The sequence below is a fragment of the Polaribacter huanghezhanensis genome (genome assembly GCF_030444335.1).
Lineage (GTDB): Bacteria > Bacteroidota > Bacteroidia > Flavobacteriales > Flavobacteriaceae > Polaribacter > Polaribacter huanghezhanensis.
On sequence record NZ_CP128595.1, the window covers coordinates 2168461 to 2191113 of the forward strand.

The 22653-nt window shown below is 32.6% G+C and carries 22 protein-coding genes; 5 read left to right on the plus strand and 17 right to left on the minus strand.

Annotated features, from left to right (window positions below):
* Positions 1-58: 58 nt before the first annotated feature.
* The 6 genes from KCTC32516_RS10190 to KCTC32516_RS10215 all read right to left on the minus strand — a co-directional run bounded on the left by KCTC32516_RS10190 (position 59) and on the right by KCTC32516_RS10215 (position 5029).
* On the minus strand, positions 59-739 hold the full coding sequence (locus tag KCTC32516_RS10190) for a type 1 glutamine amidotransferase domain-containing protein (protein WP_301400317.1): 681 nt from the start codon (positions 737-739) through the stop codon (positions 59-61).
* A 79-nt stretch (positions 740-818) separates the two neighbouring features.
* On the minus strand, positions 819-1979 hold the full coding sequence (locus KCTC32516_RS10195; protein WP_301400318.1) for an iron-containing alcohol dehydrogenase: 1161 nt from the start codon (positions 1977-1979) through the stop codon (positions 819-821).
* A gap of 26 nt (positions 1980-2005) precedes the next feature.
* On the minus strand, positions 2006-3004 hold the full coding sequence (locus tag KCTC32516_RS10200) for an NADP-dependent oxidoreductase (RefSeq protein WP_301402759.1): 999 nt from the start codon (positions 3002-3004) through the stop codon (positions 2006-2008).
* Positions 3005-3014: 10 nt separating this feature from the next.
* Positions 3015-3647: a nitroreductase family protein gene (locus tag KCTC32516_RS10205; protein WP_301400319.1), complete on the minus strand. Its 633-nt coding sequence runs from the start codon at positions 3645-3647 to the stop codon at positions 3015-3017.
* Positions 3648-3695: 48 nt separating this feature from the next.
* Entirely contained in the window at positions 3696-4280 is a 585-nt protein-coding gene (locus KCTC32516_RS10210; RefSeq protein WP_301400320.1) for a TetR/AcrR family transcriptional regulator, read from the minus strand.
* 110 nt (positions 4281-4390) lie between these two features.
* Positions 4391-5029 carry a thiamine phosphate synthase gene (locus tag KCTC32516_RS10215; RefSeq protein ID WP_301400321.1) on the minus strand — a complete coding sequence of 213 codons (639 nt, stop codon included), beginning with the start codon at positions 5027-5029 and terminating at the stop codon, positions 4391-4393.
* A gap of 209 nt (positions 5030-5238) precedes the next feature.
* On the opposite strand from KCTC32516_RS10215, the gene KCTC32516_RS10220 reads away from it, so the two are divergent.
* Positions 5239-6801 carry an SDR family NAD(P)-dependent oxidoreductase gene (locus KCTC32516_RS10220; protein WP_301400322.1) on the plus strand — a complete coding sequence of 521 codons (1563 nt, stop codon included), beginning with the start codon at positions 5239-5241 and terminating at the stop codon, positions 6799-6801.
* A 196-nt stretch (positions 6802-6997) separates the two neighbouring features.
* On the plus strand, positions 6998-7621 hold the full coding sequence (locus tag KCTC32516_RS10225) for a MarC family protein (protein WP_301400323.1): 624 nt from the start codon (positions 6998-7000) through the stop codon (positions 7619-7621).
* A 281-nt stretch (positions 7622-7902) separates the two neighbouring features.
* Here the strand turns inward: KCTC32516_RS10225 and KCTC32516_RS10230 are convergent, their stop codons facing one another.
* A complete protein-coding gene (locus KCTC32516_RS10230) occupies positions 7903-8538 on the minus strand; it encodes a class I SAM-dependent methyltransferase (RefSeq protein ID WP_301400324.1) in 636 nt (211 codons plus the stop codon).
* Between the two features lie 51 nt (positions 8539-8589).
* Between KCTC32516_RS10230 and KCTC32516_RS10235 the strand changes: the two genes are divergently transcribed.
* Complete coding sequence (locus KCTC32516_RS10235) at positions 8590-9795, plus strand: multidrug effflux MFS transporter (RefSeq protein ID WP_301400325.1); 1206 nt, start codon at positions 8590-8592, stop codon at positions 9793-9795.
* An 8-nt stretch (positions 9796-9803) separates the two neighbouring features.
* Here KCTC32516_RS10235 and KCTC32516_RS10240 read toward each other — a convergent pair whose 3' ends face one another.
* The 4 genes from KCTC32516_RS10240 to KCTC32516_RS10255 form a co-directional block, all read right to left on the minus strand.
* Positions 9804-11792, minus strand: coding sequence for an alpha-ketoacid dehydrogenase subunit alpha/beta (locus tag KCTC32516_RS10240; protein WP_301400327.1), 1989 nt, complete (start codon positions 11790-11792; stop codon positions 9804-9806).
* Between the two features lie 75 nt (positions 11793-11867).
* Positions 11868-13013, minus strand: coding sequence for a methionine aminotransferase (locus tag KCTC32516_RS10245; protein WP_301400328.1), 1146 nt, complete (start codon positions 13011-13013; stop codon positions 11868-11870).
* An 80-nt stretch (positions 13014-13093) separates the two neighbouring features.
* The gene (locus KCTC32516_RS10250; protein WP_301400329.1) at positions 13094-13573 is read right to left on the minus strand and encodes an Lrp/AsnC family transcriptional regulator; all 480 of its coding nucleotides are present in this window, start codon (positions 13571-13573) and stop codon (positions 13094-13096) included.
* Positions 13574-13659: 86 nt separating this feature from the next.
* Complete coding sequence (locus KCTC32516_RS10255) at positions 13660-14748, minus strand: M14 family zinc carboxypeptidase (protein ID WP_301400330.1); 1089 nt, start codon at positions 14746-14748, stop codon at positions 13660-13662.
* A gap of 303 nt (positions 14749-15051) precedes the next feature.
* On the opposite strand from KCTC32516_RS10255, the gene KCTC32516_RS10260 reads away from it, so the two are divergent.
* Positions 15052-15423, plus strand: a complete 372-nt coding sequence (locus KCTC32516_RS10260; RefSeq protein ID WP_301400331.1) for a helix-turn-helix domain-containing protein — start codon at positions 15052-15054, stop codon at positions 15421-15423.
* A 50-nt stretch (positions 15424-15473) separates the two neighbouring features.
* Here KCTC32516_RS10260 and KCTC32516_RS10265 read toward each other — a convergent pair whose 3' ends face one another.
* The 5 genes from KCTC32516_RS10265 to KCTC32516_RS10285 all read right to left on the minus strand — a co-directional run bounded on the left by KCTC32516_RS10265 (position 15474) and on the right by KCTC32516_RS10285 (position 20114).
* A complete protein-coding gene (locus KCTC32516_RS10265; protein ID WP_301400333.1) occupies positions 15474-17927 on the minus strand; it encodes a M1 family metallopeptidase in 2454 nt (817 codons plus the stop codon).
* Between the two features lie 130 nt (positions 17928-18057).
* On the minus strand, positions 18058-18588 hold the full coding sequence (locus KCTC32516_RS10270) for a GFO_1091 family lipoprotein (protein WP_301400335.1): 531 nt from the start codon (positions 18586-18588) through the stop codon (positions 18058-18060).
* Positions 18589-18640: 52 nt separating this feature from the next.
* Positions 18641-19159, minus strand: coding sequence for a GFO_1090 family protein (locus KCTC32516_RS10275; RefSeq protein ID WP_301400336.1), 519 nt, complete (start codon positions 19157-19159; stop codon positions 18641-18643).
* A gap of 39 nt (positions 19160-19198) precedes the next feature.
* Positions 19199-19618: a PG0215 family putative anti-sigma factor gene (locus KCTC32516_RS10280; RefSeq protein WP_301400337.1), complete on the minus strand. Its 420-nt coding sequence runs from the start codon at positions 19616-19618 to the stop codon at positions 19199-19201.
* Positions 19605-20114 (minus strand): GFO_1088 family ECF-type sigma factor, encoded by a 510-nt coding sequence (locus tag KCTC32516_RS10285; protein ID WP_301400338.1) that lies wholly within the window; start codon positions 20112-20114, stop codon positions 19605-19607. The genes KCTC32516_RS10280 and KCTC32516_RS10285 overlap by 14 nt, the downstream gene beginning before the upstream one ends.
* 155 nt (positions 20115-20269) lie before the next feature.
* Between KCTC32516_RS10285 and KCTC32516_RS10290 the strand changes: the two genes are divergently transcribed.
* Positions 20270-21724 carry a S41 family peptidase gene (locus tag KCTC32516_RS10290; RefSeq protein WP_301400339.1) on the plus strand — a complete coding sequence of 485 codons (1455 nt, stop codon included), beginning with the start codon at positions 20270-20272 and terminating at the stop codon, positions 21722-21724.
* On the opposite strand, the gene KCTC32516_RS10295 is transcribed toward KCTC32516_RS10290, so the two are convergent.
* Positions 21721-22650: a patatin-like phospholipase family protein gene (locus KCTC32516_RS10295; RefSeq protein WP_301400341.1), complete on the minus strand. Its 930-nt coding sequence runs from the start codon at positions 22648-22650 to the stop codon at positions 21721-21723. The genes KCTC32516_RS10290 and KCTC32516_RS10295 overlap by 4 nt on opposite strands.
* Positions 22651-22653 lie beyond the last annotated feature (3 nt).

Genomic DNA, 22653 nt, shown 5'->3' on the forward strand with positions numbered 1-22653 from the left:
TAAATAAAACAAAAAAGGTTGTCTATAACAGACAACCTTTTTTTATGAATGGATGATTTTATGATTTCAAACTTTCTAACAACTTCTCAGCAACTAATTCTGATGAAGCTGGATTTTGACCAGTAATTAAATTCCCGTCTTGAATAGCATAGGCGTGCCAATCTTCTTTTTTAGAGTAGATTCCTTCATTTTTATTCATCATGTCTTCCACTAAAAATGGTACGATGTCTGTAAGTCCAACAGCTGCTTCTTCAGTATTTGTAAAACCGGTTACTTTTTTTCCTTTTACCAAAGGTGTACCATCTGCGTTTTTCACATCTTTTAAAGCTGCTGGTGCATGACATACAAAAGCAATTGGTTTCTTTTGACTGTTAAATTTCTCAATCAAAGCAATTGAATTTTCGTCATTTGCTAAATCCCATAAAGGACCATGACCACCTGGATAAAATACAGCATCAAAATCATCTGCATTCATGTCTGCCAATACTTTTGTGTTTGCAATTTTTGCTTTTGCATCTGCATCCTTATTAAAACGCTCTGTGTCTTTAGTTGCTGCATCTGGTGTATCACTACTTGGATCTATTGGGGCAGCGCCACCTTTTGGAGTTGCAATCGTAATGTTGGCTCCTTTGTCTAATAATGTATAATATGGATTTGCAAATTCTTCAACCCAAAACCCTGTTTTTTTTCCTGTATCTCCTAATTTATCGTGAGATGTTACTACAAATAAAATGTTCATTTTTTTTCTATTTAAATTTATGTTATTCTTTCTGAAACTTTTTCAAAAAGTTTTTTCGTTACAATTTATTACTAATTAATTAGTATGCCATTTTTACAATCTTTTCCACCTTATCTGGTGATAATGATTGATGTTCTCCCAAACCTAACCAACCACGATCTGTAAAGCGTTTGGCTATTTCTTCTGCGGTTCCTTCATATTCTTTTGTATAATCAGACAATTTTGTGTCGATGCCTAATTCGTGGAAAAAAGCAACTGTTTTTTCAATTGCAGCATAGGCTTTATCATCAATACTTCCTTCGGTGATATTCCATACACGTTCGCCATATTGTGCTAATTTTTCTTTTTTCGCTTCAAAATTATATTTGTAATGACTTGGAGCAATAATCGCTAACGTACGTGCGTGATCTATACCAAATAAGGCAGTCAACTCATGTCCCATAGCGTGAACAGCCCAGTCTGTTGGCACTCCTTTTTGTATCAATCCGTTTAAAGCCATAGTACAACTCCACATAAAATTTGATGCAGCTTTATAATCTGAAGGATCTTTTAAAACTTTTGGAGCCACTTCAATAATGGTTTGTAAAATACTTTCCGCAAAATGATCTTGTAACAATGCACCAACTGGATAGGTCATGTATTGCTCTAAAACGTGTGTAAAAGAATCGGTTAAACCATTTGCTAATTGACGCTTAGGGATTGATGTAATCACTTGAGGATCTAAAATAGAGAACTCAGGAAACAACCCTGGTCCGCCCATTCCTAATTTTTCTTTGGTTTCTCTTCTCGTAATGACAGCTCCAGAATTCATTTCAGAACCGGTTGCTGGTAACGTTAAAACCGTACCAAAAGGCATTCCTTTTTCGGTCCTAATATGTTTGCTTAAAATATCCCAAGGAGTATCGCCTTCAAATAAAGCGGCAGCTGATAAAAACTTCGTTCCGTCAATAACAGATCCACCACCAACGGCTAATAGATAGGTAATGTTTTCGTCTTTAATCACTTTTAAAGCATCTAATAACACTTCATATTCTGGGTTTGCAGGAATGCCTCCAAACTCCACAATAGTTGTTTTTGCTAAAGCGGTTTTAACTTGGTCATAAATGCCATTTTTTTTGATACTTCCGCCACCATACAGTAGTAATACTTTAGCATCTTTCGGTATTTCTTTTTCTAAATTCTTTATGGTTTCCTTTCCAAAAATAATTTTAGTCGGATTTTGAAATTCAAAATTGTTCATGTTTTTTCTTTTTTTAGGTGTTCAAATTAAATTTTAACAATCATTTTACCTTTGTTTTTACCTTCAAATAAATCGATAAAAGCATTCGGAATAGTATCAAAACCATCAACGATAGTTTCTGTGTAGGTTAATTTACCTTCCGCTAACCAACCAGATAAATGCTTCATCGCTTCTGGAAATTTTTCTGCATAATTAGAAATAATAAAGCCTTGCATTAAAGCGCTATTTCTAACCAAAAAGGGTTGTACACTAATACTTTTCGGAATTTCTGTATTGTTATATACAGAAATGGCTCCACAAATAACCATCCTTGCAAACTTATTAATGTTAAATAATACTGCGTCAGAGATCGGTCCGCCAACATTATCAAAATAAATGTCTACACCATTTGGTGCGGCTTTTTTAATGTCTGCACTTATGTCTTTACTCGTATTATAATTGATTCCAGCATCAAAGCCAAATTTGTTTTTTAGCATCTCTATTTTTTCATCTGTACCTGCAATCCCAATGACGTTCAGTCCGAGTATTTTTCCTATTTGACCTACAATACTCCCAACGGCACCAGCAGCTCCAGAAACTACTAATGTTTCACCAGCTTTAGGTTTTCCAATTTGGTTTAGACCTAAATAAGCGGTTAACCCCGTCATTCCTAAAATTCCTAAATAAGCACTTAAGGGTACTTTAGATCCATCCACTTTTAATAGTCCTTCACCTGTAGAGACCTGTTGTGTTTTCCAATCTAACATTCCAGAAACAAAATCACCTTCAGTAAAATTGTTGTTTTTAGAGGCGATTACTTTTGCAATAACTCCAGATTGTATTGGTTTATTTAATTGAAAAGAAGGAACATACGATTTTGCGTCGCTCATTCTTCCTCTTAAATAAGGGTCTACAGAAACGTAGATTGTTTCTAATATTATTTCGCCTTGGTTGATTTTTAAATCAGCTTCTTCTGTTACAAATTCAAAATCTGAAATAGAAGGTTTCCCTTCGGGTCTATTTTTTAATAAAATTGTCTTTGTCATCATTTTTGATTTATTCAATAACGGTTACTAAATCTTTCATTGGTTTTCTAACTTTCGTTAATTTCACCAACCAATCTTCTTCTTCTTTTCTATATCCTATCGGTAATAAAACCGCGCTGCGCAATCCTTTTTCTCGCAATCCTAAAATTTCATCTACCGCAGCTGGATCAAATCCTTCTAACGGAGTGGCATCTACACCTTCATAAGCCGCTGCAATAATAGCCGCTGAAAATGCGATGTACGCTTGCTTTGCCGCATGATTAAAGTTTTCTTCTGCATCTTTTTGAGGATAAGAACCTAATAACATCTGACGGTAATTTTCCCATCCTTCATTTTTAAACCCACGGATGTCGTTTGTCAAATCAAACATATAATTAATTCTATCGGCTGTATAGGTATCCCAAGCAGCAAATACAAGTAGGTGAGAACAGTCTGTAATTACAGATTGGTTCCACGCAACTGGTTTAATTTTTTCTTTAACCTCTTGATTTTTAATCACGATAATCTCAAAAGGTTGTAAACCACTTGAGGTTGGAGCTAAGCGAGCCGCTTCTAAAATACGTTCTATTTTATCGTCCGCTACGGTTGTTCCATTCATTGCTTTTGCAGCATATCTCCAGTTCAATTTATCTAATAATTCCATGTATTTAATTTTTACTTTTATTGTTTATGTATTTTTTAATATTCTAACCTATTCACAAAGTTTAATACTACTCCAAGCAGCTTGATACGCTTTTTCTAAATGCGTGCTGTCTAATTTAAAAGCACCTCTTTTTTCAGACATCATTAAAAAGGATAGCGGGTTTATCGCATAAGCATACAATAAGTAATCTGATATGGGTTTTATAATTCCTTCTTTTTTACCACGAGCCCAAAGATCGAGTAGGGGTTGTAAATGTTTAATTCCTTCTTGTCTACTGTGTTCATCAATCATTGGAGTATTATCACATTGTGCTAAAAACATAGCATTTTCGCACTCTTTTAATTTAAAATCGGCAATCCGTTTCCATATCATTTCAAAGCCTTCTGTTACAGACATATTTTCTGTATAGGTAGCAAATGCATAATCTGTATAGGCTGCTTTTACATCTATATAAGTTTTGTTTACCAAGTCTTGTTTGTTTTCAAAGTACAAATAAATAGTTGCAGGAGAAACGTTCGCCATTTTTGCAATTTTACTCATCGGTGTTGCATGAAAACCATTATTGTTTACCAATTCAATCGTTGCTTTTATAAGCGCATTCCGTTTATCGATACTTTTTTGAAGTTGTGCCATGTTGTTTTAATTTCTAGCACAAAGATATATAAAAAATGAATGTTCATTCTTTTTTTAACTAAAGTTTATATATGAAAGCATAAATAAAATTGATAACTGTCAACTGTCAATTAAAACGCATGCCGTTGCTCCTCAGTAGAAGAAGCCTTTAACAATTGATTGAACTCTTTAATACGATCAAAATCTTGAGTAATAGCATCCGCTACAGCAATTCCAGAAACACCAGTTGCTAAAATAGCTGTAACATCAGTTGTGGTAATCTCACCAAAACCAATAATAGGCGTTTCTGTTTGTAAAGCTTCTGTAATTAAAGTAAATCCGTTTATAGCTAAAACTGTAATTGTATCGTCTTTTTCTGTTTGTCTAAATGGACTTAACGTAATATAATCTACTTCTTTTTCTAGTAAAGTTTCGCAATCTTGCAAGGTGTTTGCTGTTGCTCCAATAAGTTGCCAAGTAAATACATGTTTTCTTGCAACACTTGGGCATACGTCGGTTTTTTCGAGATGCACACCATCTGCTTTTACTGTTTTTGCTATTTTATAATTTCCGCGAAGTAGCAATCTAGTTTGAAAATGTGCTGTAATTTCTCTTGCTGTTGTAGCTACTTCTAAAAGTTTTTTATCCGACACCTTTTGTAAATCCAGTAGCACCATTTCTGCACCAGAAGTACAGGCTTTTTGAATGTTTTCTAAATGTTCTTTTGGTGAGTTTCCTTGAGAGATGTATTGTAATTTCGGAATAATCATAACGTGTGTAGCTTCTTAATATTAAACGAGTCACAAAAGTACAAATGTTTACCGACTCCACTCATGTATTGCTAATTGTTTACTGATAACTATAACTGTTAATTGTCAACAAAACATTATTACTATTTTTACACGAATTCTAGAGAACCATATCAGTATCTTTGCCAATTATTTTTTATACCAAATAGTTACAGCGTTAACGTTTAAATATGCTTAAAGATCAACATAAATCAGACACAACTCCAATTGTCTTATCAGAAGAAATAGATGCGTGTATTACTGTATTACAACAATTAACTACAGATACAAACCAATTATTTGAACTTCCCGAAGCACAAAGAACAGCCTTGTTAAAAGTTGCAGGATTGCTCTCTCGTCCAAATCGAGATGAGTTTCAGCGTAGAAGAAAAGATGCTAAAAAAGCGGCAAAACGGAAGATGATTGCCAAAGACACACACGCAAGAAAATCAACAGGAATAAGATCTGCGCGTGAAGCTGCCTTATTTATTGCTCCAAAATTACTTGCTCCGACTGAAATTCAGGAAGAAACTTTAGAATTAGAATCTCCAAGAAACTGCTATGTTTGTAAAGCCGTATTTACAAAATTGCATCATTTTTATGATACGATGTGTACAAGCTGTGGCGATTTAAATTATGCAAAACGTTTTCAAACGACAGATTTAAAAGATCAAGTGGCTGTGATTACAGGTTCTCGATTAAAAATAGGATATCATATTACCTTAATGTTATTGCGTTCTGGAGCTACAGTAATTGCAACAACTCGTTTTCCTGCTGATTCTGCCATTCGTTTTTCTAAAGAAGACGATTACAGACAATGGTCAGATCGTTTGCACATTCACGGATTGGATTTACGACACATTCCGAGTGTAGAGATTTTCTGTAATTACATCGAACAAAAATACAACCGATTAGATATTTTAATCAATAATGCTGCACAAACCGTACGAAGACCTTCTGGTTTTTATGCACATTTGATGGAGAATGAAAAAAAGCCACTTCAAGAACTTCCAACATTAGCTCAATCCTTATTAAAAGAGCATCACAACTGTTTGCAAGAACTAGCAGCTATCAGTATCGGCACTTCAAAAACAAGTAAAAACAATGTATTACCAGTAACTTGGCACGGACCAGAACCTGGAATCGGATTGCGAAATTCAGCTGCATTGTCTCAAATTCCATATAGTTTCGACAATTCTTTACAAACATCAGAAGTATTTCCTGAAGGAAAATTAGATGCCGATTTACAACAAGTAGATTTGCGTAAAACTAATAGTTGGCGATTAAAATTAGGCGAAATTGAAACCACAGAAATGGTAGAAGTACAGTTGGTAAATGCTGTAGCGCCTTTTGTGTTGTGCAATCGATTGTCAAATTTAATGATGAAAGAAAACACAGGTAAAAAGCACATCATCAATGTATCTGCAATGGAAGGGAAGTTTCATCGCTTTAAAAAAGCGGACAGACATCCACATACAAATATGGCAAAAGCCGCTTTAAATATGTTAACACATACATCTGCAGCAACTTTTGCAAAATCAGGTATTTATATGAATGCGGTAGATACAGGTTGGGTTACCGATGAAGATCCGGCAGAATTGTCTAAGAAAAAAGTAGAAATTCACGATTTTCAACCTCCATTAGATATTGTAGACGGAGCCGCAAGAGTGATGGATCCGTTAATAGACGGAATCAACACCGGAAAGCATTGGTCTGGTAAATTCTTAAAAGATTATTTTCCTATAGATTGGTAAGAAATTTCATAAAGTAATATGCTGTAGGCTATAAGCCATAAGCAAAACTGCCAACTGTTCACTGATAACTGTTCACTGATAATTGATAACTGTCATTTCGACGAAAGGAGAAATCTCAAGAAATAAAACACAAACTTTACAAATAATCACTTAATTTTACACACTTAAAAATACCAGATTCATAACTCATTAATAAATGGATAATTTAGTTACATTTTCTATTACCGTATTTACTGCATTCTTTGCAATCACAAACCCCATTTCTAACATGACGGTTTTTGTGTCCTTAACACAAGGTATCGATAAAAAAACAAAGAGAACCATCAATAAAAGAGCCAATTTAACCGCTTTTATCATAGTTGCTTTTTTTGTTCTTTTAGGGAAATATATTTTCGAGTTGTTTAATATTAGCATTCCAGCCTTTAAAATTACGGGTGGAATTTTAATCTTTTTTATTGGTTTTGAAATGTTACAATCAAAAAAATCCAATGTAAAAAATATTAAAGATGTACACATCAATGAAGATATTGCGATTTCGCCATTGGCAATTCCAATTTTAGCAGGTCCAGGAACCATTGTTACAGCTATGAACTTCGTATCTAATGCTGTACCACTACAAATATTCTTAGTAATTGCTATTTTTGGCTCCATGAGTTTGTTAACGTATTTTACCTTTAGACTAAGCGATCTTATTGTAAAAATAGTAGGGCATAATGTCATTTCTGTAATTGGTAAAATTATGGGGTTAATCATTGCAATTATTGGTACAGGGATGATTATACAAGGAATTAAAATTTCTTTTGATTTAATTGCTCAATAAACTAAAGTGTCGAAAAAAAACTTTTTTATGAGTTTGTGATTTTGGCGTTGGCAAGCGATGGATATCTTTTCTGTATTTCCATCAAATAAACCTTGAAGTTAAGAATCCGTAATTTAGTTCACGCCTTCTTATTGTTTTTTAATTGAGTTCATGAATACTTCGTATTTCTTTTAACATAATATCTATCGATATAAAGCGAATGCTGTTATATCTGATATTATGATTAAATAGCCGCTTTACGGCTATACAGGAATTACTGTATGTTTGTTCTATAATTTACATTATGTTAAATAGTAAATTACACAATGCACTCTATTACAATTGTTTGGTAAAATAATTGTCGCCATACAACGTTGGTTAGCAACGTTCACATATTTCTTCGGTTCTAATAATTGTATAGGATATGTAGCAATCAGTTTATCCAACAAAGCATCTGTTAATAAAAACCGATTGGTAGTATCTGGCAATACATAAACACCATCAGCAATTGGTTGTACAAAGGCTTCAATACTTTCTTTAGATGTCATGCGTATAAATAAACTCCCACCAGGTTTCAACACACGCACCAATTCAGAAAATAGATTCATAAAATGTTGTGTATGCTGTGCAAAATGCAATACAGCACTACAAATAACATGATCAAACGTATTATCCTCAAAATCCAACACATCTAAGTTTTGTACAGATAATTGGTCAGAAATCCTTGGATACTTCTCTTTTGCAGCTTTAATACTATTGGTATTGGTATCAACTCCATACAATGTATATGCATGCTTGTAAAACCATTTTAAATTACGCCCTGTGCCGCAACCGGCATCGAGTATCACAGCGTTTTCTGGATAACGTCCTTTTACAATTTGATCTAACAAATAGATGTCAATTCCGCCAATATCATTTACCAATCTCTCTATAGACATATTTTATTTTTAAACTACCAAAATACAAATTCTTAGCGGTAAATTTGCCGAATGCAAAAAAATCAAAGTTCCAAAATAGAATTCATTGCTTTAATGGCTTCGTTAATGTCTATTGTAGCACTTTCTATAGATGCTTTATTGCCAGCTTTAGAACACATTGGCGCTTCTATCGGAATCCACAATGCTACTGACAATCAACTATTGGTCACTATGATTTTCTTAGGATTGGGCTTTGGGCAACTAATATTTGGACCTATTTCTGATAGTTTAGGCCGTAAACCTGTTATTTATATGGGTTTTACGCTCTTTGTAATTGCTAGTTTTATCTGTGTATCTGCCACCAATTTAGAAACCATGGTGGTGGGTAGAATTTTACAAGGAATTGGACTCGCTGCGCCTAGAACCATCAGTATTGCTATGATTAGAGATAGTTTTAGCGGGAATTATATGGCTAAAATCATGTCGTTTGTAGTGGTTATTTTTATTCTAGTTCCCGTAGTTGCTCCAGCAATTGGTAAACTTATTTTAGATGCATATGGTTGGAAAGCTATTTTTATGAGTCAATTAATTATTGGCGTTGCCATTATGATTTGGTTATGGAAACGGCAACCAGAAACATTGCCCATAGAAAAGAGAACAAAGTTTAGATTTCGCCTCTTTGTGGATGGCGCAAAAGAGTTTGTAAAGCACAAACAAGCTGTCACTTTTACCTTAGTATCTGGCTTTATAACGGGCTCTTTTATGGTGTACTTATCAGCATCACAACATATTTTTCAAGAACAGTATCATTTTAAAGAAGAGTTTCCGTACATTTTTGCTGGATTGGCAATTGCTGTAGGATTTGCAACCTTCTTAAACGGAACATTAGTTATGCGTTTTGGCATGTACAATTTAGTAAAAGTATTTGCCATTTTGTTTACACTAATACCACTACTCTATGCTAGCATCTATTTTAATAGCGATGTCAACCCTAGTATCACCATCTTTTTAGTGTTCTGTGGTTTACAGTTCTTCTCTTTAGGATTTTTATTCGGAAACCTTAGGGCTTTAGCCATGCAACCGGTCGGACATATTGCCGGAGTTGGTTCTGCAATAAACGGATTTGTATCTACCATTATGGCGGTACCAATTGCGACGTTTATAGGTAGTTATGTGATAGAAACTGCTCTACCTTTATTTATTGGATTCTTTATTTGTGGATTGTGTTCTTTACTGTTGATACAGTTTTTACCCAAACAATCAATTGCAACAAATTAAGCGATCTATTAATAGGCTAACAGTTCTTTTACTGTGGATTCAAAGCGGTTTTTAGCCAAGTATTGCTTTTCTAGTTCCTTCTCAAACGGAATCGGAGTTTCTAAACTTCCAACACGTTTCACAGGTGCATCTAAACTGTCAAAACAGTTTTCGGTAATCAGTGCAGACAAATCACTGGCTATTCCCCCAAACAACGAATCTTCTTGCAATACAATTGCTTTCCCTGTTTTTCTAACGGATGCATAAATAGTTTCAACATCTAGCGGTTGCAAGGTTCTTAAGTCGATTAGATCCGCAGAAATAGTTGGGTTCTTCTCTAAGGTTTCTAAAGCCCAATGCACTCCTGCTCCGTAACTTATAATAGTAATGTCGTTTCCTTCTTTTAACGTAGCCGCTTTTCCAATTGGTAACGTATAATAATTCTCTGGTACTTCTTGATACACTGAACGATACAGGGCTTTGTGTTCAAAGAACAATACCGGATTTGGATCGTTAATGGCAGCAATCAACAAGCCTTTTGCATCCGCAGGAAATGCTGGATAGATAACTTTTAATCCTGGTGTTTTGGTAAACCACGCTTCGTTGGTTTGACTATGAAAAGGTCCTGCTCCAACACCAGCGCCACAAGGCATTCTTACTACAACGTCTGCAATTTGATTCCAACGATACTGTGATTTTGCTAATAAATTCACAATCGGATTAAAGCCAGTAGACACAAAATCTGCAAATTGCATTTCCATCACAGATTTGGTTCCGTTTACAGACAAACCATACGCTGCGGCAACAATTGCCGATTCACAAATAGGTGTATTGCGTACTCTGTCTTTTCCGAATTGGGCTAAAAACCCGTCTGTTATTTTAAAAGCACCTCCATATTCTGCAATGTCTTGCCCCATAATCACCAAATCATCGTGTTGTTCCATAGATTGTCTCAATCCGTCAGAAATGGCATCTATTAAACGAATCTTCTTAGTTTCTGTTGATGGATTGATGGTTTCTGGTTGATGTGCTTTAAAAACATCCTTTAACTCTGTTTCTAAATCAGCGATTATTGAAGGTTCATCATTAGCTAGTTGTAAATGCTCATTAATCTCATTTATAATATCTTCTTTAAATTGAGCATCTTCTTTTTCTGTAAGTATTTTTTCTGCTTTTAAATAGGCTTTAAAATTTTCTAAAGGATCTTTTACAGCCCAAGTATCCATCAACTCTTGCGGAACGTATTTTGTACCACTCGCCTCTTCATGACCACGCATTCTAAAGGTTTTAAACTCCAATAAAATGGGTCTTGGATTTGCACGAACACTCGCTGCAAATTCAGAAACTTTGGTATAGACTTCTACAATATTATTTCCGTCAATAATATGACTTTCCATTCCGTAACCAATTCCTTTATCAGCAATGTTTTCACAATTAAACTGTTCAGAAGTTGGTGTAGAAAGTCCGTAACCATTGTTTTCTACACAAAACAACACAGGCAAACTCCAAACTGAAGCAACATTTAACGCTTCATGAAAGTCGCCTTCACTTGTTCCTCCTTCACCAGTAAACACAGCACAGACCTTTTGTTCTTTTCTAATTTTATGTGCCAATGCAATTCCGTCTGCAATTCCCAATTGTGGCCCTAAATGAGAAATCATTCCAACAATATTGTATTCTTGTGTTCCAAAATGAAAACTTCTGTCTCGTCCTTTTGTAAATCCGTTTGCTTTTCCTTGCCATTGCGAAAATAAGCGGTACAACGGAATTTCTCTAGTTGTAAAAACGCCTAAATTTCTGTGCATTGGTAAGATGTATTCATCTTTTAATAAAGCAGCTGTAACTCCAACAGAAATAGCTTCTTGTCCAATCCCAGAAAACCATTTAGATATTTTACCTTGACGCAATAAGATCAGCATCTTCTCCTCTATCAATCTTGGTTTTAACATTGATTTGTATAAATCGATAAGTTGAGTTGTTTCTAAAGAAGCATTTGAATAGTTCATTGGAGAAATCATGTCATTTTTTAGTTAAATGTAGCTGCGAATTTAAAAATAAAAAGTGACTTATAGTGCATTTAATTAGTAGTTATATTATTCTAATTTATTTAAAATTTCTGCGGATTTTTGTAAGGTTTCGTCTTTTTTAGCAAAACAGAAACGCACTACTTTTTCATCTAGATTATTGGTGTTAAAAACCGAAATAGGAATGGATGCAACACCAAACTCTACCGTTAGTTTCTTGGCAAAATCTATATCATTTATCTGAGTGATACCACTATAGTTTAATACTTGAAAATAGGTTGCTTTAGACGGAATAAACGTAAATTTTGAATCTTTAATGGCCTCTAAAAAGGTGTTTCTTTTATCTTCATAAAACAAGTTTAATTGCTCATAATTATTAGGCTCGTTAATATATTCAGCTAAAGCAATTTGCGTAGGATGATTTACACAAAACACATTAAATTGATGCACTTTTAGAAACTCTTTCATTAATTCTTTTGGACCACAACAATACCCTATTTTCCAGCCCGTATTATGAAATGTTTTTCCGAAAGAAGCTGTTATAAATGTTCGTTCTTTTAACTGCGGAAACAAACAAGCACTTTGATGTTTTAATCCATCAAAAACCATGTGTTCATACACTTCATCACTTAAAACAATAATATTTGTATTGTTGGTAATTAACTCTAACTGTTGCATATCTTCTTTAGAAAAAACAGTTCCACAAGGATTTTGTGGCGTGTTGATCACAATCATTTTGGTATTTGCTGTAATGGCATTCTTTACCTTATTCCAATCTACTTCATAACCTGGATAAGTTAATTGAATAGGAATAACTTTACCGCCATTTAATTTGATTGCAGGTTCATAACAATCATAGGCGGGTTTAAACAAAATAACTTCGTCTAAAGGATGTATAAATGTGGTAATTATTGTAAAAATTGCCTGTGTTGCTCCAACAGTAATTACGATCTCGTTTTCTGGATTGTACGTAGATTGATACAAGCCCTCAAATTTTTGTGCAATGGCATCTCTTAATGCTAATACACCATGCATTGGAGCGTATTGATTATAGCCAGAATTCATTGCTTTTGTTACCAAATCGTTTAATTTCTGATCGCTATTAAAATTGGGAAAACCCTGAGCTAAGTTAATAGCATTGTGCTTTTTAGCTAAATTACCCATTATTGTAAAGATGTTCGTTTCTAAATTTGGTAGCTTTGAAATAGGAGTCATAAAATGGATTTAATAATTTCGTTAAAATAAAAAATCCTTATCAAATTTTGATAAGGATTTAAATATATTCTACACGTTGCTTACAATTCTTTGAAAATTGCATGCATCATTCTTTTTTTATCGTTGATGCTTTCTTCTAAAGAAATCATGGTTTCTGTTCTGTTTACACCTTCTATATCATCAATCTTATAAATAATGTCTTTGGCATCGTTTGTATCTTTGGCTCTTACTTTACAAAAAATATTGTATTTCCCAGCAGTTACGTAAGCTACAGTAACATTTGGAATGGTTCCAAGGGACTTAATGACGTTTTGTGTCATGGAAGTTTTTTCTAAGAAAATCCCTACATGGGCAATAAAAGAATAGCCCATTTTTTCGTAATTAAGTGTCAATGTAGAACCTTGGATAATTCCTTCGTCTTCCATTTTTTTTACGCGAACATGAATTGTTCCCGCAGAAACTAATAACTTTTTTGCAATGTCAGTAAACGGAGTTCTGGCATTTTCTATTAATACATCTAGTATTTGATGATCGATTTCATCTAAAACAAACTTTTTCATTTTTTTTAAGCATTATTCAATTAATAGGCCAAAAATATGAATTATATTTAAAGTAATAACAATAATACTAGAAAAAATACATAAAATTAAGATTTTACTGCATGTCCTAAATAATTACTTAGGTCGCCTTCCTTTTCTAATACAATCTCCGTAAAAAGAGCATTGTCTATAATTTTATCCACAAATAAATAGCCTTTTCCTTCTGTTGAGTTGGCTTTTTTCTCTATGATATCAAAAAAGTTTTCTTGATTATTTGGAATCTCAAAGTACGGTAAATACTCTTTATAATCAGCTGCTGTAGCGATATGATATATTCCTTGAACAAGTGCATAAAAGTTGAATTTACGTGTTTCTTCTCTCTCGTAATCATCAGGGAAATGTCCTGCTTCTATCAAGATGGTATTGAATCCTAATTTCTGAAAGTTATCTCCTGTTGCCGTTGGATAAAAGGTATCAGTGTATCTACCAACGTGATTCGGAATTACTTTTTGTAATAACGCATTCATTGCCACAATTACGTTCATAGTACGTTTTCTACCTTCTGTTAGCTTTCTGGTTGCTTCTTCGGATGGCGCTAAAAAAGAAATAGTTGCTGGGTTTTTAGTGCCTTCTACTCCAAAAATGGTTCTTTGATCGTGTAGGTTGAAACAATAATCTGGTTGAAAACTTTCTAAAACACCTCGCAATAACTTGCTTTCTATGGCTTTTTGATCTACTGCATCTCTATTTAAATCTATATTTTTTGCATTTTCACGTGTGTAGTTTAACGATCCGTCTGGATTTAACATTGGAATACACAAAATAGTACATTCCTTTAAAATCTCTTTAAAAATAGGATTTGTAGAACTTGTGGTGCAATTAAATAAATCGAACACTACTTTTGTTCCAGTACTTTCATTTCCGTGCATTTGTGTCCAAATAAGTATCTTTTTTGCTCCAGAACCAAATTGTACACTTTGAATAGGGATGTTATTTTCTGAAGATCCAATTGTTGCTACTGTATGTTTCTCTGATAATTTTGATAACAACGGAGAAATATGTGCATCATGAATCCATTTTCCAAAAAGAGTCGTTTCTTTTTTAGAACTATAAATTGTTTCTAAAATATGTGGATTTAAAATTTCCATGATAAAAGTATCTGACAAAAATACAAATTCGAATTGAGCTTCTTCCATATTTATTTACAAAAGTAAACTGACTGAATGTTACAATTGTAATCTAAGTATTTCGTTTTTATTGATACAATTGTAATTTACATTCAAACAAAAGCTACTTGTTGTTTTACATAATTGAATCGCAGTATTATCAATATAAATATATTCTATAATTAACACTCAATTAACTTAAATACAGTTAATTAAATATATTTATATAAACTTATACTTCACATATAAAATACAAGCTTAGAAATATTACAAATGAATTGAAGGTTATTCAATTCATTTGTTTTACATTTGTAATATGATTTTTAATTTACAATGGTAAACACAAGTGATTTTACAACTAGACTACAAAAAGTGATGGAATATCATCATTTAACAGCTTCGTTATTCGCAGATAAAATAGAAGTGCAGCGCTCTAGCATCTCTCATATTATTTCTGGGAGAAACAAACCAAGCTTAGATTTTATCTTAAAAGTGACCACTACTTTTAAAGATGTAGATATTTATTGGCTACTAAATGGTAAAGGAACTTTTCCTAAAGAAATAGAAATAGCTGAAAAACAAAGTAGCCACGTTCCTACTCTTCCTTTTGAGGAAAAAAAAATAATCAATTCTGATACCGAAAAGAAAATACAACGAATTGTTCTTTTTTATACTGATGGAACTTTTGAAGAATACAAAAAATAAAGCCTTTAGATATTCTAAAGGCTTTTTATATGAATTGTGAAGAATACTTCTTAGTTTACTAACTTCGCCAAGCCAGTTCTAATAATGAGTATGTGCTTGTTTCTGTTAGAAACACCACTGTTTTTTTGAGTTTCAACCATTTGTTGTAATAAATTTATGGCAGTTTTATCAAAATTAAATTGCTTAAACTGAATTCCTTTAGCAACAATATCATCAACTAAATTCTGAATTGCCTTTGTACTATTGCTTTTCGAAATTTTATCGTAGGCTCTTTTATACAGCCCCTGAACTCGGTTATCATTATTTAAAAACATGCCAGATAAAACATTTTGTGCAATAAATTCTAGTTCTGTTTCATCATTTTCTTCAATAAATATTCTTGTTAAAGGCGTTGCTATAATTTTCCGAACATCATTAGGCAATTCTTTTGACAGCTTAATTGCTGCCGCTTTATCAATATAATAAATAGCAACCAAGGTTTTTCCTAAAACACTGTACGATTTGCTTTTTAATGCTTCTTCAAAAAGCGGTAAATTTCCTGGTTCAGTTAATTTCCCCAATGTTTCTATTGCTGCTGCTCTTACCAATGTTTTTTCATCCTGTAAAGCAATTTTTTTAATTTTATCAATGACAGCTCTTTTAGAAGACTTATCAAACAAATCGATGTTCTCTATTGCCAAAATTCTGATCTTGTAAAAGGGATCGTCTAAGGCGCTTGCTATTGCTTCAAAAACTTTTTTATCACTTTGCAACTTTACAATTGCCAAAATAGCTTCCTTTTTATGTCCGTAATCTGTGGTGTATTTCAACTGACTTATATATTGACTCGTTGTTTTTGCTTCTGTAAAATCTGCTAATAAAACGCCATCTGCATTGACAAGAATGTTTTCGGGTGTTTTAGAATATGAAAAAACAAACGAGGCATCTTTACCATCAACAAAAACATTTTTTCGAGTTACTTTACCATTTTCTACAATATCGATTGCCAACGGGAATTTAAAATCTCCTTCTGTTTGAAGAATATTAACAGCAACTCTTTTCTCTAATGTGTTATAATCGTACGAAACTTGAATTTTTGGATGTCCATTAGAAAAATACCATTGATTAAAAAACCAATTTAAATCTTTTCCTGTAACTTTTTCGAATGCCAAACGCAATTGAGCGACCTCTGCTGATTTGTATTTGTTTTCTGTTAAATAGAGTTTTAAACTGGCAAAGAAAGCGTCATCACCAACATAATTCTTTAACATGTGTAATATGGCTCCACCTTTATTATAGCTTACAGTATCAAATAGATCTTCTTTGTCTTTATAAAAATAACGCACCAAGTCTTTGTCGAAATTTTTCCCTTGTTTGTATGCTTCTACATCTTCTAATAAATGTGCATTTGCATCGTCTTTTCCGTATTTATGTTCTCTCCACAAATATTCGCTATAATTTGCAAACGATTCGTTTAACGTTATATTACTCCAACTTTCTGCGGTAACCAAATCGCCAAACCAATGATGAAATAATTCGTGTGCAATGGTGTTTTCTTGTACGTTTTCATCAATCAATTGCCCTGGCATTTGATATGCTTTTTCTCCATGAACCACAGCAGTTGTATTTTCCATGGCACCACTTACATAATCTCGTCCAACAATCTGACTAAATTTACTCCAAGGATATTCTACGCCTGTAATTTTTGAGAAAAAAGCCATCATTTCTGGAGTTAAACCAAAAATATCTTTTGCATACGGAGCGTATTTTTTTTCTACATAATATTCAACAGGAATCATTTTATAAGAATCTTTAATAATTTCATATTCGCCAACTCCTAAAAAGAATAAATACGGTGCATGTTTTCGTTTAAAATTCCAATAATCTGTTCTTGTTCCGTTGGCGTTGTTAGTTTGTTTTTCTAAGGTTCCGTTTGATAAGGTTTTAAATTTATTAGGAACTGTAATTGTTAATTCTTGCGAAGTTTTTTGATTTGGACTATCAATCGTTGGAAACCAACAACTACTTGCCTCAGTTTCTCCTTGTGTCCAAACCTGTGTTGGTTTTGATGTATCCAATCCATCAGCATTGATAAAATACAATCCTTTTGCTTCTGTGATTGCTGCACTTCCTTTTTGCTGTACTTTTTCTGGTCTTGCTGTGTATTTTATGTCTAAGATAAAGCTTTCGTCTTTGGTGTATGCTCGAGGCAGTTCTACAATAATTTTTTCTCCATCGTAATTGTAACCAACATCTTTATTCTTTAATTGGATGCTATGAATAAGCATCGCTTTTGCATCTAACGTAACTTTATTTGTTGCGTAGAAATAAGGTTTTAATGTGAGCCAAGCTTCACCATTTAATTCTTTCTTCTTAAAATCTAAAGAAACAACAAGTTTTGTGTGTTGCAATTCATGTACTTTATCTTTTTCTTTTCTGTAAATAGATTGCGGAGCTATAGTTTGCGCAGAAACCACAGCAATAAAAAAGATACAAATTATAAAAGTGAGTTTTTGAAACTTCATAAATAATGATTCTTATTAAGTTCTCAAAAGTAAGAAATTTAAGGCGCATCCTTGTTAATGGCTCGTTAAAAAGAAAAGCCCAAAATCTAAAGGTAGATTCTGGGCTTTTCCATAAAATTTTTCGATTTTCTTATTTAAACAACATTTTAAACTGATCTAAGTTGATTCCGTCTGCATCAAACTTTACATCATTCATCATTTTCATTATTTTAGAAGGATCCATATTGTCTCCTAAAATTCTTGCAACTCCAACTCCTTGTTTTGCACCGTATCCAAAAGCAATTAACTCGTCAATTGCGTCTGCTTCACCGGTATAATACAAACTCACTTTAATATTCTTTTCAGTAAAACGCATGATACTTTTATACTCTTTCCCTTTAAAAATCTTATCTAATTGTGCTCTTTCTGCTTCAACTTCTGTCGCATTGTCTTTAAACGGAACAGCAACTACATTAATTTTTTTAATGCTTTTTAAAGTTGCTTTTGTTTCTTCAGAAACATTATCAGACTTTATTTGTAAAATACTTGCTGGTACATCAAAAGTGATAAATCCAGATTTTTCTTGACTTTTAACTAAATAGCTTTGCAAAGATTCATCATTACAAGATGTAAATGAGAATGCTAAAATAAAAGCTACGACTACTGTTGTTATTTTTTTCATTGGTTTTGTTTTTAGTGATTTTTTATAGCAATTTTTTTGTACACCTAAATGATTAGGATTTCTTTCCATCATGAGCAAATTTATCTGCTAAGCTTGATAATTTATTAATGTCTATCATTCCTGTTAAAGAAACAATTACAGACTCTGCATTACCCTCAGTAACTCTACTAACTCCGTTTACATACATTAATACTTCACTAACATAATCTTTTTTACCATTTGTTTTTACATAAATTTTAACTCTAGCGTCTTTGTCTTTCATTCTCATCAACTCTGTTAAGTTCGATTTTTTAACTGCAGAAGTTACCATAGTTTCCATTGTTTTTGCAACATTCGCATTGCTTGTTTTAAAAACTTTTAACTCTTTTAAGTTTTGGATCATTTTAAACACTTCTACAGCTTCATTATCTCCAGACATGTCTGGATTGAATTTTTGTAGTAATTGGAATGCATCTTTATTGATGATAAAAGAAGATACTTCATCCATATTTTCTAATTTATCAAACATAGATTGCCCAAAAGTTACTGCTGGTGCTATTACTAATGCTATTAATACGATTATTTTTTTCATGATTTCTTGTGTTTACTTGGTTTACTAATTATTTTAATTTTACTTGGCTTTTAATATTTTATTTACGGTGTCTTCGTAGGTATACAAACTTGCTACAGCTTCATTTCCTTTGTTTAAATTTGATGATAGCATTTCTAAGACATCCTTAACTTGCGCATATTGTACTTTCGCTTTTTGTTCTTTATGAATTTCATTACCCATATACACACTGAATAATAAAACTACTGATGCAGCTACTGACAACCATTTCCAATTCGTTTTTTTAGTTTTTAATTGGATTGGTTTTGTAGATGTTTCTGCTTTATTGATGGCAAAATAACTAAACATTGATTCATATTCTTGCAAATGTGAAGCTACATTACCTGATAAAAAATAGTTTTTTAAGGTTGCTTCTTCTTGCAAAGTAGTTTCTGCATTTAGATATTTTTCTAACAACTGTTCTATTTTAGATAATTCCATAATTGTGTTGTTTTATTAGTTCTTCTCTTATTGTTTTTCTTGCTCTTGATAACGCTACTCTAACGGCTGTTGGTTTTAACTCTAACATTTTCCCGATCTCTTCAAAATCGTACTCTTCAACGTCTCTTAATTGAATCACTAACTTTTGCTGTTCTGGCAACTTCTCAATAAGCCTATGTACTTGGCTAACACTATCTCGATACTCCATTTTTTTATCTAAAGAAGTATCTTTTTCTTTATAATTACTATGAACCAATGTTAAGTTTGATGCTTGTTTAGATTTTAATCTATCAAAACAATAATTTTTAGTCATTGTCATTGCAAAGGCTTCAATATTTTTATATTCAGCTATTTTGGTTCTATTCTTCCATAATTTAAAATACAATTCTTGCGTTGCATCTTCTGCTTCTTCAGTAGATACCAATAGCCTTTTGGCCAAACGAAAGACTTTGTCTTTAAAGGGTAAAACAGATTTTAAAAAGTCTGATTGATTCATTAATTTGTTATAATTGTTCTGTAAAAACGGTTCTTTTAATTACTTCTACACCTTTATGACGATGCATAATTAATTTTGTTACATCTATTTTTTAAATGTACTATAATTCTCTAAATCGCATTACATAAACAATCACTTTTATAAATGCTGGATTAATGAAAAACCTCTATAAAGTTCTACTCTTAGTAGGTGTCTCTCTTGCTTTATACAATTGTACCAAAGAGGATACAATTCCTGCGGATGTAGAAATCAATGATTTTGTTTGGAAAGCTATGAATGCCTATTATTTATATCAAGATCAAATTCCGGATTTAGCAGACAGACGATTCAACAATCAGCCAGTATTAAATAGTTATTTAAGAGGATTTGCCTCGCCAAATGAATTATTTTTAAATGTAGTATACGACAGACCAAACACAGATAACAAATCCGTTTTACTTAACGATTACAATTTAATTCAGCAACCAAATAGAAGAACTTCATTTACTCATGGAGTTGAATATGGAATTGTTGCCGAGCCAGGAAATACAGATAATGTGATTGGTTTTGTGCAATATATTTTACCAAACTCAAACGCATCAACCTTGTCTATTAAAAGAAGTGATTTTTTCTACGCAGTAGATAATGTGCAATTAACAAGAGACAATTTTAACTCTTTATTAGAAGCAGCAGCAACTTCTTATGAATTAAGCATGGCAACTTTTGATGGAACAACGGTTACGCCAAACGGAACAAAAATTTCATTGACAAAAACCGCTTACACACATAACCCTGTTTTTATATCAAAAAATATTGCAAGTGGAGGAAACAAAATTGGGTATTTACTGTACAACAACGATTTTTCTAGCAATTACATCAACGACTTAAATACTACCTTTTTACAATTTAAAAATCAAGGAGTTAATGAGTTGATTTTAGATCTTCGTTACAATGTTGGCGGCGGAAGTTTTGTTCAAAACATCAATCAAATTGCGAGTATGATTACCGGGCAATTTACAGATCAACCTTTTGCAAAAAATCGTTGGAATAGCAAAGCACAAGCTTGGTTTGAGTTGAATCAACCAGATTCTTTAATAACAAAATTTACAAATAAAATAAACAATACAACTCCAATTAACAGTTTAGAATTAACAGATATCTATATTATTTTAAACGGAAGTTCTTCTTCTGTAGAATTATTAATCAATAGTTTAAAAAGTTATATCAATGTGCATATTATAAACAGCAATACAACAGCCGGGAATAATACTGGATCAATTACTTTATATAATTCTATAGATTATAATTCTATTGGTAAAAGCGTAAATCATACGGTAGCTGTGCAACCAATTGTGTTAGAATTTTTAAACAATGATAAGGTAACTTATGCTGATGGATTTACCCCAGACTTAAGAATTTGTGATGAAGAAAATACTTTAAATCTAGGTGCTTTAGGAGAAACTTCTGATCCAATTTTAAATGAAGTTCTACAATTTATAAATGGATCTCCTCCAAATCCTCCTGGAATATGCAACCCAAATAATTTAGCTCTTTTATACAATTCTGTTCGCAATCAGCGAATTATTGATGCGGGCATTTTTATTAAACAAAATTTACCGAATACGAATTAAGTTTTTAAATCTGGTCTAAATTCATTCATTAAATTTTCATCTTTTAATTTCGCATAGTTAAAACCAGATTGCCACCACTTTCGCATTAATTTTTTATCAAATATTAAAGAATTTGTTGTTAATACTGAAGGTGTATAATATAAATTTAGTTTTACATTGTTTTGTTTTGCGGTTAATTTACCAATCGTAATATTATGTCGCTCTACATGTTCTAACATAAAATCGAAAGTATCAAACAATAAAGAAAAAGGATTTTTAGATTTCATTCTATTGATTTGAGTTACTTCTGTTTCTAAAATAATGGCATCTACTTCTGTTGCTCCACGTATAATTGCTTCTCTAATTGGCACCAAACAACCAAATCCGCCATCGGCATATTGACAACCATTTTTTTCTAACAAACTCATAAACGGAATGTAGTTGCACGAAGCCCAAACCCAATCACAAAAATCATTATACGTACATTCTCTTAGTGTTTTATATTCTACTTCGTTTGTAGATAAATTAGACACCGTAACCACAACTTCTTTTTCGTTTTCAATAATTTTTAGAAACACTTCTTCGGTAATATTGTTTTTGATGAGTTTTCTAAGATTTTTACTTTCTCCAAATGTTTTTCTACCGTTAATGATATTCCAAAGTGTATTTAAATGATTGATGGCGATCACATTTTCTCCATATTTCTTTTTTATAATAAAAGGATTGTTGCTAAAAATGGTTTGCTGATTTACATTCGTATAAAGAGTTTTTAATTCATCTATTTTGCCTAATGCCAGATGAGAAACCATTAAGCTACCCGTAGAAGTACCTATAAAAATATCGTAAATACGCTTTTCTTCTTCCATTAAATATTGCGCAACACCACCAGCAAATGCTCCTTTGCTACCACCACCAGAAATTACTAAAGCTTTTTTATTAGTACTCATTAA

Excerpts from the sequence above, each read along its gene's own strand:
- KCTC32516_RS10190 (WP_301400317.1), bottom strand. The coding sequence starts at position 739 with ATGAACATTTTATTTGTAGTAACATCTCACGATAAATTAGGAGATACA.
- KCTC32516_RS10195 (WP_301400318.1), bottom strand. The coding sequence starts at position 1,979 with ATGAACAATTTTGAATTTCAAAATCCGACTAAAATTATTTTTGGAAAG.
- KCTC32516_RS10200 (WP_301402759.1), bottom strand. The coding sequence starts at position 3,004 with ATGACAAAGACAATTTTATTAAAAAATAGACCCGAAGGGAAACCTTCT.
- KCTC32516_RS10205 (WP_301400319.1), bottom strand. The coding sequence starts at position 3,647 with ATGGAATTATTAGATAAATTGAACTGGAGATATGCTGCAAAAGCAATG.
- KCTC32516_RS10210 (WP_301400320.1), bottom strand. The coding sequence starts at position 4,280 with ATGGCACAACTTCAAAAAAGTATCGATAAACGGAATGCGCTTATAAAA.
- KCTC32516_RS10215 (WP_301400321.1), bottom strand. The coding sequence starts at position 5,029 with ATGATTATTCCGAAATTACAATACATCTCTCAAGGAAACTCACCAAAA.
- KCTC32516_RS10220 (WP_301400322.1), top strand. The coding sequence starts at position 5,239 with ATGCTTAAAGATCAACATAAATCAGACACAACTCCAATTGTCTTATCA.
- KCTC32516_RS10225 (WP_301400323.1), top strand. The coding sequence starts at position 6,998 with ATGGATAATTTAGTTACATTTTCTATTACCGTATTTACTGCATTCTTT.
- KCTC32516_RS10230 (WP_301400324.1), bottom strand. The coding sequence starts at position 8,538 with ATGTCTATAGAGAGATTGGTAAATGATATTGGCGGAATTGACATCTAT.
- KCTC32516_RS10235 (WP_301400325.1), top strand. The coding sequence starts at position 8,590 with ATGCAAAAAAATCAAAGTTCCAAAATAGAATTCATTGCTTTAATGGCT.
- KCTC32516_RS10240 (WP_301400327.1), bottom strand. The coding sequence starts at position 11,792 with ATGATTTCTCCAATGAACTATTCAAATGCTTCTTTAGAAACAACTCAA.
- KCTC32516_RS10245 (WP_301400328.1), bottom strand. The coding sequence starts at position 13,013 with ATGACTCCTATTTCAAAGCTACCAAATTTAGAAACGAACATCTTTACA.
- KCTC32516_RS10250 (WP_301400329.1), bottom strand. The coding sequence starts at position 13,573 with ATGAAAAAGTTTGTTTTAGATGAAATCGATCATCAAATACTAGATGTA.
- KCTC32516_RS10255 (WP_301400330.1), bottom strand. The coding sequence starts at position 14,748 with ATGGAAGAAGCTCAATTCGAATTTGTATTTTTGTCAGATACTTTTATC.
- KCTC32516_RS10260 (WP_301400331.1), top strand. The coding sequence starts at position 15,052 with ATGGTAAACACAAGTGATTTTACAACTAGACTACAAAAAGTGATGGAA.
- KCTC32516_RS10265 (WP_301400333.1), bottom strand. The coding sequence starts at position 17,927 with ATGAAGTTTCAAAAACTCACTTTTATAATTTGTATCTTTTTTATTGCT.
- KCTC32516_RS10270 (WP_301400335.1), bottom strand. The coding sequence starts at position 18,588 with ATGAAAAAAATAACAACAGTAGTCGTAGCTTTTATTTTAGCATTCTCA.
- KCTC32516_RS10275 (WP_301400336.1), bottom strand. The coding sequence starts at position 19,159 with ATGAAAAAAATAATCGTATTAATAGCATTAGTAATAGCACCAGCAGTA.
- KCTC32516_RS10280 (WP_301400337.1), bottom strand. The coding sequence starts at position 19,618 with ATGGAATTATCTAAAATAGAACAGTTGTTAGAAAAATATCTAAATGCA.
- KCTC32516_RS10285 (WP_301400338.1), bottom strand. The coding sequence starts at position 20,114 with ATGAATCAATCAGACTTTTTAAAATCTGTTTTACCCTTTAAAGACAAA.
- KCTC32516_RS10290 (WP_301400339.1), top strand. The coding sequence starts at position 20,270 with ATGAAAAACCTCTATAAAGTTCTACTCTTAGTAGGTGTCTCTCTTGCT.
- KCTC32516_RS10295 (WP_301400341.1), bottom strand. The coding sequence starts at position 22,650 with ATGAGTACTAATAAAAAAGCTTTAGTAATTTCTGGTGGTGGTAGCAAA.